Annotated in this window: 14 protein-coding genes and 1 pseudogene; 7 read left to right on the forward strand and 8 right to left on the reverse strand. The window is 64.4% G+C overall.

Features of this window, described 5'->3' with window-relative positions:
• Nucleotides 1-9 precede the first annotated feature (9 nt).
• Nucleotides 10-600, reverse strand: a complete 591-nt coding sequence (locus tag AAFG07_RS35830) for a tetratricopeptide repeat protein (protein ID WP_173640588.1) — start codon at nt 598-600, stop codon at nt 10-12.
• Between the two features lie 186 nt (nt 601-786).
• Nucleotides 787-912 (reverse strand): type B 50S ribosomal protein L36, encoded by a 126-nt coding sequence (gene ykgO / locus AAFG07_RS35835; protein ID WP_002718645.1) that lies wholly within the window; start codon nt 910-912, stop codon nt 787-789.
• 476 nt (nt 913-1388) lie between these two features.
• Here ykgO and AAFG07_RS35840 point away from each other — a divergent pair, with 476 nt between their 5' ends.
• From AAFG07_RS35840 to AAFG07_RS35855, 4 genes are read left to right on the forward strand one after another with little or no spacing between them, the layout of a single operon-like run.
• Entirely contained in the window at nt 1389-2273 is an 885-nt protein-coding gene (locus AAFG07_RS35840; RefSeq protein ID WP_342724364.1) for an amidohydrolase family protein, read from the forward strand.
• A gap of 36 nt (nt 2274-2309) precedes the next feature.
• A complete protein-coding gene (locus AAFG07_RS35845) occupies nt 2310-3152 on the forward strand; it encodes a dienelactone hydrolase family protein (protein WP_342724365.1) in 843 nt (280 codons plus the stop codon).
• Nucleotides 3149-3892: a haloacid dehalogenase type II gene (locus tag AAFG07_RS35850; RefSeq protein ID WP_342724366.1), complete on the forward strand. Its 744-nt coding sequence runs from the start codon at nt 3149-3151 to the stop codon at nt 3890-3892. The genes AAFG07_RS35845 and AAFG07_RS35850 overlap by 4 nt, the downstream gene beginning before the upstream one ends.
• Nucleotides 3893-3912: 20 nt before the next feature.
• Complete coding sequence (locus AAFG07_RS35855; RefSeq protein ID WP_342724367.1) at nt 3913-4398, forward strand: YbaK/EbsC family protein; 486 nt, start codon at nt 3913-3915, stop codon at nt 4396-4398.
• Nucleotides 4399-4499: 101 nt separating this feature from the next.
• On the opposite strand, the gene AAFG07_RS35860 is transcribed toward AAFG07_RS35855, so the two are convergent.
• The 4 genes and pseudogenes from AAFG07_RS35860 to AAFG07_RS35875 all read right to left on the reverse strand — a co-directional run bounded on the left by AAFG07_RS35860 (nt 4500) and on the right by AAFG07_RS35875 (nt 8811).
• Nucleotides 4500-4859, reverse strand: a complete 360-nt coding sequence (locus AAFG07_RS35860) for a hypothetical protein (RefSeq protein WP_342724368.1) — start codon at nt 4857-4859, stop codon at nt 4500-4502.
• 157 nt (nt 4860-5016) lie between these two features.
• A pseudogene (locus tag AAFG07_RS35865) lies at nt 5017-5118 on the reverse strand (tripartite tricarboxylate transporter substrate binding protein); the annotation flags it as partial.
• 155 nt (nt 5119-5273) lie between these two features.
• The gene (locus AAFG07_RS35870; protein WP_342724369.1) at nt 5274-7709 is read right to left on the reverse strand and encodes a hypothetical protein; all 2436 of its coding nucleotides are present in this window, start codon (nt 7707-7709) and stop codon (nt 5274-5276) included.
• Nucleotides 7710-7896: 187 nt separating this feature from the next.
• A complete protein-coding gene (locus AAFG07_RS35875) occupies nt 7897-8811 on the reverse strand; it encodes a LysR family transcriptional regulator (RefSeq protein ID WP_342724370.1) in 915 nt (304 codons plus the stop codon).
• Nucleotides 8812-8926: 115 nt separating this feature from the next.
• On the opposite strand from AAFG07_RS35875, the gene AAFG07_RS35880 reads away from it, so the two are divergent.
• From AAFG07_RS35880 to wrbA, 3 genes are all read left to right on the forward strand, one after another.
• Entirely contained in the window at nt 8927-9679 is a 753-nt protein-coding gene (locus AAFG07_RS35880) for an SDR family oxidoreductase (protein WP_212011787.1), read from the forward strand.
• Nucleotides 9680-9748: 69 nt separating this feature from the next.
• Nucleotides 9749-10447 carry a pirin family protein gene (locus AAFG07_RS35885; protein WP_342724371.1) on the forward strand — a complete coding sequence of 233 codons (699 nt, stop codon included), beginning with the start codon at nt 9749-9751 and terminating at the stop codon, nt 10445-10447.
• Nucleotides 10448-10624: 177 nt separating this feature from the next.
• Nucleotides 10625-11224 carry an NAD(P)H:quinone oxidoreductase gene (gene wrbA, locus AAFG07_RS35890; protein WP_342724372.1) on the forward strand — a complete coding sequence of 200 codons (600 nt, stop codon included), beginning with the start codon at nt 10625-10627 and terminating at the stop codon, nt 11222-11224.
• Nucleotides 11225-11292: 68 nt separating this feature from the next.
• Here wrbA and AAFG07_RS35895 read toward each other — a convergent pair whose 3' ends face one another.
• Together AAFG07_RS35895 and AAFG07_RS35900 are read right to left on the reverse strand one after the other, a co-directional pair.
• Nucleotides 11293-12474: a GNAT family N-acetyltransferase gene (locus tag AAFG07_RS35895; RefSeq protein WP_342724373.1), complete on the reverse strand. Its 1182-nt coding sequence runs from the start codon at nt 12472-12474 to the stop codon at nt 11293-11295.
• A 36-nt stretch (nt 12475-12510) separates the two neighbouring features.
• Nucleotides 12511-13458: a cupin-like domain-containing protein gene (locus tag AAFG07_RS35900; protein ID WP_342724374.1), complete on the reverse strand. Its 948-nt coding sequence runs from the start codon at nt 13456-13458 to the stop codon at nt 12511-12513.
• Nucleotides 13459-13625 lie beyond the last annotated feature (167 nt).

A 13625-nucleotide genomic window follows, 5' to 3' on the forward strand; every position in this document is an offset into this window, starting at 1 on the left:
CGCACGCAATCAGATGTCGCGGCCTTCGACCTTCTCGGTCAGCTGCTTGACGATCTGCGGCACCTTCTCGAGATAGGGATCGACAGCCAGCGCCTTGCGGAAGGCGTCCAGCGCGCGCTTGTCGTCGCCCATGTCCTGCATGATCATGCCGACACCCGCCAACGCGCCGAAATGGCGGGGCTCGCGGGTCAACACCTGCTGCAGGTCTCCCAGCGAACGGACGTAGTCGTTCTTGAGATAGTAGATCGTCGCGCGCCGGTTCCAGGCCTCGACATAGTCGGGCCGGAGCTTGATCACCGCGTCCAGAAGCTTCAGCGCCACATCGATATTCTGGGCATCGAGCGCGGCCTTGGCGCGCACCATCAACAGCGCCGCGGTATCGCTCGGGGTTTGCAGCCACAACGCCCAGATCCGCGCCTCGACGTGGCGGGCGCTGTCCTCATCGGGCGCAGCCTTCAGGGCGCCGAACAGGAAATCCAGCCCGCGGGTACGGTCGGCCGGAACCTTCGGCAGCTTGGTCGGGGCTTCGGGCAGTTTCTTCTGGGCCTTCGGCGGCGGGACTACCCGCGGATCGTCCTGCGCGGCGGCCGCGACAGGCATGGCCAGGACCGGCACGGCAAGCAGCGCGGCGATCAGGATCGCCAGCCGGCTGTTGGTAGGCCCAAGGAAGTTGAATCCCATGGCCCGAAGTCTAGACGCACAACACCGCGCTGCAAAGCAGCACGGCGTCAAAGACCTGTGAAAGAGATGTGTTGGGATCGGCGCAATCGGCCGACCCGCGCCGGATCAACCCTGGCGCGCCTTGAAGCGGCGCTGAACCTTGTTGATCACGTAGACGCGGCCCTTGCGGCGGACCAGACGGTTGTTGCGATGGCGGCCGCGCAGCGACTTCAGCGAGTTACGGACCTTCATGGGACAATCCTGTTACTTCGAAAGGCCCGTGTTGGAGGCCGTACCTGATCAATGCCAATCGTCGGCAAAAAGCCAATAGTTGGCGAAATGGGATTATCCCGACAAGCGGCCTACCGCGCGGGACGGCCGGGTTCTAAGCCATCGGACCGTTAAATGTCAACCGAGATGGGCCGATTTTCGGCCATATCGCGGCCTGGAACCGGTGTCGGTCAACCTGCCACGCCATTGAGATCACATCAGAAACGGCGACCGTCGCGATATCCGGCGCCAAGCCCCGATCCCGTCGCGGCGCCTGACGGTGGATTCATGGCCGGCGAATCGCGCTCGCACGCCGCGCTCGCGCCCACCCAAGGACCACTTCGCGGCCGAACCGAGCCGCTTCGCCGTCGCGTCCCATCAACTCAGGCCGCTTGCGAAAATTGTTATATCATATAATTATTTTCCGTCACCAACAAACACGCCGCCGGGGAAGCCGAATGCCCAAGCTCAAACTGCCCGACATCGAAAAGGTCACAGCGATCGACATCCACACCCATGCCGAGGAGCCGTGCGGCATGCATGGCGACGACGGCTATGACGATTTCCAGGCGCAGATGGCCGACTATTTCAAGTCGCCGCACAAGCATCCGCCGACCGTGCCGGAGACCGCGGCCTACTACCGCGCCAAGAACATTGCCGCGGTGATCTTCCCGGTCGACGCCGAACGCGAGACCGGTTTCCGTCGCTACAAGAATGAGGAGATGCTGGAGCTCGCCTCCGATCATCTCGACGTGCTGATCCCGTTCGTCTCGATCGATCCGCACAAGGGCAAGCTCGGCGTCCGCGAGGCGCGCAAGCTGATCGAGGACTACGGCGTCCGCGGCTTCAAATTCCATCCGACCATGCAGGGCTTCTACGCCAACGACCGCATGGCTTATCCGCTCTATGAGGCGATCAACGAGGGCGGCGCGATCGCGCTGTTCCATACCGGCCAGACCGGCGTCGGCTCGGGCATGCCCGGCGGCATGGGGATGCGCCTGAAATATTCCAACCCGATGTACATGGACGATGTCGCGGCCGATTTTCCCGACCTCAAGATCATCCTCGCGCATCCCTCCTTCCCCTGGCAGGAAGAGGCGCTGTCGGTCGCAACCCACAAGCCGAACGTCTATATCGACCTGTCCGGCTGGTCGCCGAAATATTTCCCGCCGATCCTGGTGCGCTACATCAACTCGATTTTGCAGGACAAGATGCTGTTCGGCTCCGACTGGCCGGTCATCACGCCGGACCGCTGGCTCGCTGACTTCGCCAAGCTCGATATCCGCGAGGAGATCCGGCCGAAAGTGCTGAAGGCCAACGCGCGGAAGATTTTGGGGATTTAAGGGAGTATCGTCGGCCGCACGCTTGCGGGGCGGCCGATGACGAACCGGGCCGGACTTGCCACCCTCCTCGCCGTGCTCCTGGCCGGGAGCGCGGGCGGCAGGCCTGCGGCGGCAGCCGAAGCGCCTTCCGTGCTGGTCGAGTTCGAAAGCCCGCTCAACAACGCGCAGCCACTGCAGGGCCTGTTGCGGCGGCCGGAGCGACCGGGTCCCCTGCCCGCCGTGGTGTTGCTGCATGGCTGCAGCGGGCAGTGGCGAGAACTCGACGAGCGCTGGGGCAAACGGCTCGCGGCCTGGGGCTATGTCACGCTCACCGTGGACCGGTTCGGCCCGCGTGGCATCAGCAACACCTGCACCGGCGATGTCCCTGCCGCAACGGTTCGCGACGCCTACCGCGCGCTGAGCTTCCTGAGCCGACAATCCATGGTCGATCCGACACGCATTGCCGCGATCGGCTTTTCGCAAGGCGGATGGCTCGCATTGTTCTCGGTCGAGCACGGTGCGATCGAGGTCAACGCGACGGAAAAATTCCGCGCCGCCGTCGCCTTCTATCCGCGCTGCCTCGGCATCAAGGGCAACATGACCGTGCCGACCCTGATCATGGTCGGCGAACTCGACGACTGGACGCCGGCGCAAGAGTGCCGGAACCTGGCGGAAGGCCGCGACGATGACGGCATCTCGCGGCAGCAGGGCCTTGGTTATCCGATCGAACTGATCGTCTATCCCGGCGCCTACCATGATTTCGACGTGCCGCATTACAGCACGCCGGGTGAGCTGCTCGGCCATCACCTAGAATTCAACGCGGCGGCCCGGGATCAGTCCATCGACGCACTCAGGAAATTCCTGTATGCGACGATCGGCGGGCAAGAGAGACCACGATGACAATCAAAGCAATCGTCTTCGACGCCTATGGCACGCTCTACGATGTCCAGTCGGTGGCCGATGTGACCGAGGATGCATTCCCCGGCTATGGCGACATCATCACCCAGGTCTGGCGCATCAAGCAGCTCGAATACTCCTGGCTGCGCACGCTGATGCGGCGCTACCAGGATTTCGCCACGGCGACCCGCGATTCCCTCGCCTACACGCTGCGCTGCCTCGGCCTGCAATATGACGAAGCGACCTTTGGGCGCATCATCGACAAGTATCAGCATCTTGCGCTGTATCCGGATGCCGTCGCCGCACTCGAGGCGATGAAGGACAAGAAGCTCGCGATCCTCTCCAACGGCAGCCCTGACATGCTGAATGCGCTGGTGCGCAATTCCGGGCTCGACCGCCTGCTCGATGCGACCATCAGCGTCGATGCCCACAAGGTGTTCAAGCCGGCGCCCGAGGCCTACACGCTGATCGAGGAGGTGCTGAACGTGCCGCCCGCGGAGGTCCTGTTCATCTCCTCCAATCCGTGGGACGCCTGCGGCGCCAAGGCGTTTGGACTCAATGTCGCCTGGATCGAGCGGGTGACGCCGGAAGCGATGGCGCTGGCCTGCGTCGAGAGCGAGACGGTCGCCCCATTGACGATGTTCAAGGCCCTGCGTACCCAGATGGACGAGCTCGGCGTGGTGCCCGATCACCGGATCCACGGTCTCTCCGAACTTCCTGCCCTGGTGTCTGCCAGATCCTGACTAGCAAGGTCCTGAATAGTATGAGCCTCGCCTCCGTCCGCGCCTTCTTCGCCGAGAAGGCGCCCGACATCACCGTGATCGAATCCGCCGTCAGCTCTGCGACCGTCGCTTTGGCCGCGGAGGCCTATGGCGTCGAGCCGGCACGGATCGCCAAGACGCTGAGCCTGCGGGTCGGCGATCGCGTCGTGCTGATCGTCGCCGCCGGGACGTCGCGGATGGACAACAAGAAGGTGAAGGCGGCGTTCGGCGGCAAGCCGAAGATGCTCGGCCTCGACGAGGTTGCCGACATCACCGGCCACGAAGTCGGCGGCGTTTGCCCGTTCGGCCTGAAGACGCCGCTCCCGGTGTATTGCGATGTATCGCTGAAGGCATTCGACGTCGTGGTCCCGGCCGCGGGCTCGACCCACAGCGCGGTGCGCATCACGCCCGACCGGATGGCCGAGCTGACCGCGGCCGAATGGGTCGACGTCTGCGAAGTCAGGTCTCAGACAGAGGTCAGTGCCTAGCGCACGGTTCTGATTGAATCAGAACCGAAGCTCTTGATTCCGTTCTGACGCGTTTTCTTCACGCGAACCGGTGTCCACTTCGCTCGAAAACGCTCTAGACACTAATCCTCGTCATCGTCGGGCCGCAGCGGCGCAACCGGGGCCGGCTGCATTTGCTGCGGCGCGCGCGGCCGCTGCATCGTCTGCGGCTGCGGTGCGCGACCCTGCGTTTGCGCCTGTTGTTGCGCATTCGACTCGAACACCGCACGGCAGGAACTGCCAAGCAGCGCCGTGTTCTGCCGCAGGCAGGCGACGATCCGGTTGGTGTCGGGAATCTGATCGCTGCACAGCCGCATCACGTCGGGCGTGCACGCCATCTGCTGTTCCCAGGTGCCGCGATACTCCTGCGACGACGCAGGCGTCGCGGCACCGAGGCCGCCGATCGCGATCGCTAAGCTCAGGACAATCCGCTCCGTCTGCATGCCCAATGCCTTTGTTCGTTGAGTTCGGTTCGTTGAGTTCGATTTCGTCCGCACGCATGGGTTCCGCGCGGCGACTTGCTCCAAAAATGGCAAATGAATGCGGCCAAGGATCGTTCGCGCAGACAACTAAATGTGAAGACGAATGAATCTCGGTTCCCTATTCGACCTTGCCGATCTTCTTCGCCGCCGCGATCAACCGCGCGCTGTCGTCGGCAACAAATTTTGAAAACTCCGGCGCGTCCAGATGGGCGACCGGACTGGAGACTCCCTCACCCGGAACGCATCTTACGATGCGTCATAGCCGAAGCTCTGCTTCGGCGTTCTTGAGAACGGCCGCCGATGGCGGCCTATGCCTCTCCCCGTGTGCGGGGAGAGGTGAAACGGAGTCCGTTACGCGTTTCGACGCAAACTCATCTAGCGCTTGCGGCTTGCCTTGCGCGTCTTTGCAACCGACCGCTTCCTGGCTGCGCCGCGCTTGGTCGCGGCCTTCTTGCTGGCGGCTGCGCGGCGGACCGGGGCGGCCGCAGCCGAACGCTTGCGCGGCACGGCCTTCTTGACCGCCTTCCTCGCCGAATTCTTGGCCGCTTTCTTCGCTGCCTTCTTCGCGGCTTGCGGGCGCGCGCGCCGTGCCGTCGACGCACTCCGGCGCCGCGCTCCGCCTCCCCCGACGGGGACGATGTGGTCGTCCGCATCGAGTGTGAGCTGCTGGAGCGGATATGCAGGAAGGAAGCTCGGATCGTTGTAGAGCTTGCTCAGACTGCTCTGATCGAACTTGCCGCCCTGCCCGCGATCTTCACCCGCGCCGGCGCGCCATGCTGCTTCCCAAACCCGGGCCAGGGTCTTGGCGCCGTCCTGCATGCAGGCCGCCGTCGCATCCTTCAGCTTCGACCACAGCACATCGACCTGTCCGCTTCCCATGTGTGAATTGAACAGGTTGACGATGGTCATCGGCGGCAGCCGCTTCACGGTTCGCTGCATCAGCGCGACCACGGCGACCGCGGCATCGCGGCCGGTCGGCGTGCCGCCCGCAGCGATCTCCGCGACGTCGCTGGTCCGGGCGTCGGGGATCATCTTGATGAGATCCTTGCCGTGGCGGCCGATCATCGTGGTCTCGTACACGCTGTGCACCTTGGCGTGCGCCTTGTCGTTCAGATCGAGGCCATGGTGAAATTGCGAGATGTGCAGCGGCTGGCAGGCATCGCCGATGTAGTGCGCGACGATTCCCGCGGCACAGACGAATTCCAGCTTCTTGTTGGCGGCAGCATATTCGACCATCTCGTCGAAGATCTGCCAGACCCGGAACGGCAACGCGCCGCGGCGGTCCTCGCCGATCCCTTCGTAATAGTCGTTCCAGACTTTCGGATCGACGTTGCGCGTGGACTCGGCGCAAAGATCCAGCAGCGTCTTGCCATCCTTGCCCGGCTTGTCCATGTCGGCGAAATGGTTGCTCTCGTCGGTGTGCCGGGTGAAGCGCCAGACCAGGTCGGCGACGTCGGCCAGCGGCGCGAATGCGCCGCGCTGATAGGGCTTGAGGTCTTGGAGCAGCTTGTCGTCGAGGCCGATATTGTCGGCATTGGCGTCCATCATGGCCGAGAGCTTGGGCAGCTTCGCATCGATCAGGCCGGTCGCATAGGCGCCGATCTTGACGTGTCCCCATTCGCCCCAATACTCGGTGTGACCTGCATTCCAGTCGCCGATCAGCTCGACATCGAGCTCGCGGCACAGCGTCGCCATGCAGATGCCGAGCGCGACCTGCATCGGAATCTTGCCGCCCGATCCGAACAATTCCTGGCCGCCCCATTCCAGCGCCAGGGGACTGAGGATGCGCGCGCCGCTGGCGTTCTTCTTCGCATCCGGATCGTCGAGAAACCAGATCGTGCCGGAATCGCCGGGGTAGTTGTTGAGCGGCGTGTCGCCGTCGCGCGGACCGATCACGAAATCGCTGACATACTCCATGCCGCCGACGGTCTTGTAGCGATAGAACAGGCCGATGATCTTGCCCTTCATCAATCCGCTGGTCGCACCGAAGGCGATCAGCGGCTGGTTGATGATCTCGAGGCGGAAGGTGCCGACATTGAGATCGACGACGTCGCCGACCTGTCCGACGCCGTAGACCTGCGCGGTCCAACCCTTGACGTCATCGACGCGGATCAATCCGGCATCGAGATTGGCCACCACCCGCGCGCCTGGCCAGCCGGGATAGACGTCGCTGAAGGCGCGCTTGCCGAGTTGCAGCGCATCGCTGACGCCGAGACGGCGCTCCGTGTTCTTGAAGCCGGCGAAAATCTCGCGCCCGGCCGCGCCGACCACGTGGCGGTTGGAGAGCGCAAACACGGTCTCGCCATTGGTGACGAGACAGCCGATCGAGCCGCGATGGATCTTGCCCTGGATCATGGTCTGGACCGGAAAGCCGCCGCCAACCAGATCGCTCTTGAACACCGGCGGATCGACGACGCCGGGGCTATCCTCGTTCGGATCGACCTTGACGACGCAGGTGGGCACGACGCGCCCGTCAGGCAAATAGAGGAATGGCGGCACCAGTTGGTCCTGCTTCTCCGGATGGTTCTTCAGCTCGGAGCGCTTCATCCAGTCCCGGACAAAGACGAGGATACAGGGCCACGACCAGTCCTTGACCGACGAATTGAACAGCGTGCGCGGCCCGAGCGCTTGCGGCTTGGAATGGTGCCGCCGTTCGGTCGCGTTGCGGTCGTTGTCGCGGATCAGATAGCGGCCGATCGCCGTGGCGTAGACCGATTGCAGATGGGCCAGATGCACATGGTAGGCCTCGCGGGCATCGAGCAGATCCTTCACCGACAATGACGTGAAATCGTGCTTGGTCAGGTCAATCATCTGGTTCCTCCGAAAATGCGCGTTGCGGCAACAGGTTCAGGACGCAGAAATAGACGATCGCGGCGGCCCACGATCATGGGTTAGTTCACACAACTTATACAATTTAAAAGGGATGACACGAATGTGACGGGTCGCGCGGCCTTCAGCCGCGTGTGCGGTGCCGACGACTTCCGGTGAGCGCGGCTCTCTATTTCCGCTGGGCGCGGCCTTTGGCGAAATGGCTGGCGAGGAAATCCGCCAGCACCTCGACGCGGGCGGGACGCGGGCCGCCGGGCGGCGTGACGAGATGCACCGCACCTTCGGGCTGCTTCCAGCCCTTCAGGATCACCTCGACCTCGCCACGTGCGATCGCGTCGCCGACGATGAAGTCGGGCAGGTCGGCGATGCCGAGGCCAGCGAGCAGCGCGGGCATCACGGCCTCGCCATTGTTGACCCGTAGCTGGCCGGCGGGACGCACGCTCGCCTGTTCGCCCGACGCATTGGTGTAGTGCCAGACGCCCTGGGTCGAGAGATAGGCGTAGCCGAAGCATTTGTGCTCGGCGAGATGCATCGGATGGGTCGGCCGGCCGTAGCGCTTCAGGTAGGACGGCGCTGCCACCGTATAGCGCGGCATGCCGCACAGCCGCCGCGCGATCAGCGAGGAATCCGGCAGCCGCGCGATCCGCAGGCCGGCATCGAAGCCTTCGCCGATCAGATCGACGGTGGCGTCGCTCAGATGCAGATCGATCGCGACCTCCGGATAGGCCTCCATGAATTCCGGCAGCAGCGGCGCCACCGTCTTGACGCCGAAGGTCATGGGCACCGCGAACCGCACCAGGCCACGCGGCGTGGTCGATTGCGCCAGCGCCTCGCTCTCGGCGGCCTCGCCGTCGGCGAGCAGCCGCGCGGCGCGCTCCGACAATTTCTGGCCGGCATCGGTCAGCGCCAGCCGCCGCGAGGTGCGGTTGAACAGCCGCGCGCCGAGCCGCTCCTCGAGCCGGCTGACCGCCTTCGAGACCGTCGCCTTGGACAGCGAGAGCTCGGTCGCGGCCGCCGCAAACGACCGTAATTCCATGACTTTTGCGAAGATCGCGAGCGCCTCGAAGTCCGGCAGTTTCGACATGGGCGGCTGTCCTGATCGTTGAATTTGGAAACAATGAGTTTCAATAGTTTCTATTTCTATACCACAGCCGGACGCATATCCAAGTGCCATCAAATTCAATCGGTGGAGAAATCCAATGACCAAGAAGCTCTCAGGCAAGGTCGCCCTCGTGACCGGCGGTTCGCGCGGCATCGGCGCGGCCAGCGCCCGCGCACTTGCCGCGGAAGGTGCCAGCGTCGCGATCAGCTACGTCGCGTCTCCCGAAAAGGCGGAAGCCGTCGTCGCCGAGTTGAAGGGCAAGGGCGTCAACGCCCGCGCCTACAAGGCCGACCAGGCCTCGTCATCCGATGTCGATCAGCTGGTGAAGACCGTCGCCAAGGATTTTGGCCGGCTCGACATCCTCGTCAACAACGCCGGCGTCGCATCCGGCGGTGCAGTCGACGATCCCAAGGCCGACACCGCGACGCTCGCCCGCCAGGAGGCCATCAACGTCGACGGTGTGATCACCGCGATCCGTGCCGCCTCGAAGCTGATGGGTGAAGGCGGCCGCATCGTCACGGTCGGCTCGATGCTCGCCGATCGCGCCTCGTTCCCGGGGCTTGCCGACTACGTCGCCAGCAAGGCGGCCGTCGTCGGCTACACCAAGGGCGCGGCGCGCGACCTCGGACCGCGCGGCATCACCGTCAACGTGGTGCAGCCCGGCTCCATCGACACCGACATGAACCCGAAGGACGGCGGCGAGTTTGCCGAGACGCAACGCTTGCAGCACGCGCTGCAGCGCTTCGGCCGCCCGGAGGAAGTCGCCGCCGGCGTCGTGTTCCTGGCAAGCCCGGAAGCCTCGTTCGTGACCGGCACCGTGCTCAACGTCGACGGCGGCTTCGGCGCCTGACCGCAAATTACCTGGAGACGCCGGGCGCGGTGCGCCCGGCCCCTCGGCAACATCGAAAGGGAAACGACCATGATCGAACTCAGACCATTCGAAGAGCTCAGCGGTGCGGACCATGGCTGGCTGAAGGCCAAGCACCACTTCTCGTTCGCGAGCTACTACGATCCCGACAATGTCAGCCACGGCGCGCTGCGCGTGTGGAACGACGACGAGATCGCGCCCAACTCCGGCTTCCCGGCGCATCCGCACGCCAACATGGAGATCATCACCTATGTTCGCGAAGGCGCGATCACGCACCAGGACTCGCTCGGCAACAAGGGACGCACCGAAGCCGGCGACGTGCAGGTGATGAGCGCCGGCAGCGGCATCCGTCACTCCGAGTACAATCTGGAGCCGTCCAAGACCAAGATCTTCCAGATCTGGATCGAGCCGACGACGAAGGGCGGTCACCCGACCTGGGGCTCGAAGCCGTTCCCGAAGGCGGACCGCTCGGGCAAGCTCGTCACCATCGCCTCCGGCATCGATGGCGACGACGACGCGCTGCCGATCCGCGCCAATGCGCGGGTGCTCGCCACCACGCTGAGGGCCGGCGAGAGCGCGGAATACGCCGCCGACAAGGCCCGCCACCTCTATCTGGTGCCGGCGGCCGGCAGCATCGAGGTCAACGGCGTGCGCGTCAATGCGCGCGACGGCGCCGCGATCCGCGATGAAGCCAAGCTGAAGATCACCGCGCTCGAGGATGCCGAGCTCGTGCTCGTCGACGCGGCGTAGTCAAACCTTCACTCGTCATGCCCGGGCAAAAGCGCGAAGCGCGTCTTCAAGCAGAAGCCCGGGCATCCATCGCGCTTCGCAAGGGTTCTTTCGAGATCGATGGATTGCCGGGTCAAGCCCGGCAATGACGGCCCCCAAAACCTACTCCCCTAACCTCAACCCCCAAAGGAGGCCATCATGGCCAAGGTTCTCGTTCTCTATTACTCCGCCTACGGTCATATCGAAGCGATGGCGAATGCCGTTGCGGAAGGCGCGCGCGAAGCCGGCGCCACCGTCGATATCAAGCGCGTGCCCGAGCTCGTGCCGGCCGAAGTCGCAAAAGCCTCGTACTACAAGCTCGACCAGCCCGCGCCGATCGCAGAGATCAACGACCTACCCAATTACGACGCCATCATTGTCGGCACCGGCACCCGGTTCGGCCGCATGGCCTCGCAGATGGCCAACTTCCTCGACCAGGCCGGCGGGCTCTGGGCCAAGGGCGCGCTGAACGGCAAGGTCGGCGGCGCCTTCACCTCGAGCGCGACCCAGCATGGCGGCCAGGAGACCACGCTGTTCTCGATCATCACCAACCTCCTGCATTTCGGCATGACGGTGATCGGACTGAACTACGGCTTTGCCGGACAGATGAAGCTCGACGAAGTCACTGGCGGCGCGCCCTACGGCGCCACCACGATCACCGGCGGCGACGGCAGCCGCCAGCCCAGCGAGAACGAGCTCGCCGGCGCCCGCTATCAGGGCCGCGCGATCGCGGAGGCTGCCAGAAAGCTGCACGGCTAAGCTTCGCGGCTTGCTACGAGGCAAATGCGATCAGGGCGGCATTCTCATTCGGGAATGCCGCCCTTCGCTCAGTCGTCCTCGCGCGAGGGCACCGACTTGCCGAGCGCCTGCTTCAGCCGCGCGGTGAGCTCCGGATAGTGACGCAGCGCCAGCACGGCGCGGTCGCGTAGCGCGGAGGGCTGCCCGCGCCAGCTCAAGGGTGCGCCGAGATCGACCAGCGGCGTGCGCTGCGGTCTGAACCGCCGCTTGTAGGTGTAATTGCCGATCGAGAAATCGAACTCCCGCACACCGTCCTTGTGCAGCGCCTCGATGGTGCGATCGATGATCAGCCGGCCCGGCGAACAGGCCGACCATTTCTCGCCCGCATTGCTGACGCGGATCATGACGTAGCGCGAGCCGGTGCGGACGCCGAGCAGCGTCGCCACCACCTCGTCATGGGTCGCAAGTGCGGTCATGACAGCATAGCCCCGCGCGGTGCCTTCGCGCACCAGGTCGCGATAGAAGGCGGCGCAGTCCGCATTGTCGAGCACGTAGTTGAGCCCAAGACCGTTCAGCCGCGCGCCCTGCTGCACTTCCGTGATGGAGAGAAGGTCCAGCGCCTCGCCGGTATCTGCGGCGACCCTGAACGAGGCGGACGGCTCACGCGTGAACACGCGCCAGCTCCGTCCCAATTCCTTGCGAACCTTGCGGTTCAGCTCGTAGCGCCAGGCGTTGTGGTCGTCACCGATGGTCAGAAGATTGCCGTTGACGACCGACGGTCCGATACCATCGAGCAGCGCCAGCGGATTGGATCGCGTCGCGAGCTTGACCGGCATCTTGCGAAAACGGATCAGATCAGCTCCGCCGGGAGCTTTGCGCAGCGCGGCCTGCAAATCACGCCAAAACTGCCATGCAGCGACGTCGTCGCGCGGTGCGGCGGGGCCGAGGATCGGCGCGTTGAAGTCGGTGAGGTTGAGGTCGGCGAATTCGACGATGCGGAGGCTGCCTTGCCGGTGACAGATCAGCGGCAACAGTGCAGCCCGCTCGCCGGTCGCGGCATCGCTGACGACAGCGATCAACGGCTCGACACCATCGGTCGACGCGAAGGCCCGGTACCATGACGCATACCATTGCGGATGCTGGAACGCCGTAAGCGGCTCGAACGCGCCCCAGCGGGCGGCGGCCTGCGCCCAGTCGGAAACCAGTTCGACGCGATAGCCGACGGCATAGGCAGCGACACGCGCCCCGAATTTCTCAACCGCTGTCGTCAAGACCGTCATTCCAGCACCTGCTACCGGCACGCCCGCTTAGGCCGCCTCCAACGCCACTTTGGGCAGGTCGACGATCTTGCCGAGATCGCTCTCGTCGAGGCGGAAGTCGATCGCGCGCCGAACGGCGCGTTCGCGCTTCACCCATTGGCCATCGCGCAGCAGCTTCTGCATCACCTGCTTGGCGAAGAAGGTCGGGCCGCGGATGCTGCGGCTGCGCGGCGTGTAGCCGAAGCGATGACGCAGCATGCCGTTGGCGAGATGCAGAATCTGGGCGCGGCGGATGTCGTCGTTCACATAGGAGATCGTCATCGAGATGTTGACGGTGTCGAGGTTCTCGACGCGGTGCGGCGCATTGAGCGGCCAGTTCAGCATCTGGCCGGGTTCGAGATCGATCACCTGCGCATGCCAGTCGTACCAGGGCTCGTAGGGGATATCGACCTCGACGTCGAACAGCGCGATGTTCTCGAGATGCTCGGGCCGGATGAACGGCTGCGTGCTGGGATAGATGTAGACCCGCTTGCGGCCGGCGATCTGGACCAGGCCCTGCCCGGGCAGATCGGCGTGGTAATAGACCTGCGCATCGGGCGACGAAATCAGGATGCCGGCCTGATGGGTCGGCGCATCGAAACCGGGAACCTTGGTGGCGATCTCGCCGAACATCCGCTCGATCATGTCGCGGTAGCGGCGATCGATCGCGGTGACGTTGCGCAGGTTCAGCCACAGGCCACCGCGCGAAATCGCCTCGATCACCTGATGGCCGCGCAGCCTGCCGATCTCGCCCTCGCGCCAGACCCGGCTCGATCCCTTGGCGCCGGTCTTGACCAGGCTGTAATGCTCGCGCGGATAGTGCTCGATCAGCTTGGCGAGATCGTCCATCGAGAACGCCGGCTGCTTGTGCATGGTGTGCTCGAGCCGGATCGGCTGACGGCTCCAGAGCCTGGAATGGTTGTCATCCCAATTCGCAAAGATCTTGCCCGTCGTCATGGTCGTGCTCCTGGCTGCGCTGTTTCGCTTCATCCGATGTCCCGTTCCGGGACGAGCCGGCAGCTCTTGAACAGGGATTGGCAAGAACGGTGCCGTCGCGTATGCGCGCGGGGTTACGCAAAGCTAATGTCTCGCCGATATGGCTAACCGCGACGTTTCCGGAGCCG

Origin of the sequence: Bradyrhizobium sp. B097 (assembly GCF_038957035.1) — a bacterium.
Classification (GTDB): Bacteria; Pseudomonadota; Alphaproteobacteria; order Rhizobiales; family Xanthobacteraceae; genus Bradyrhizobium.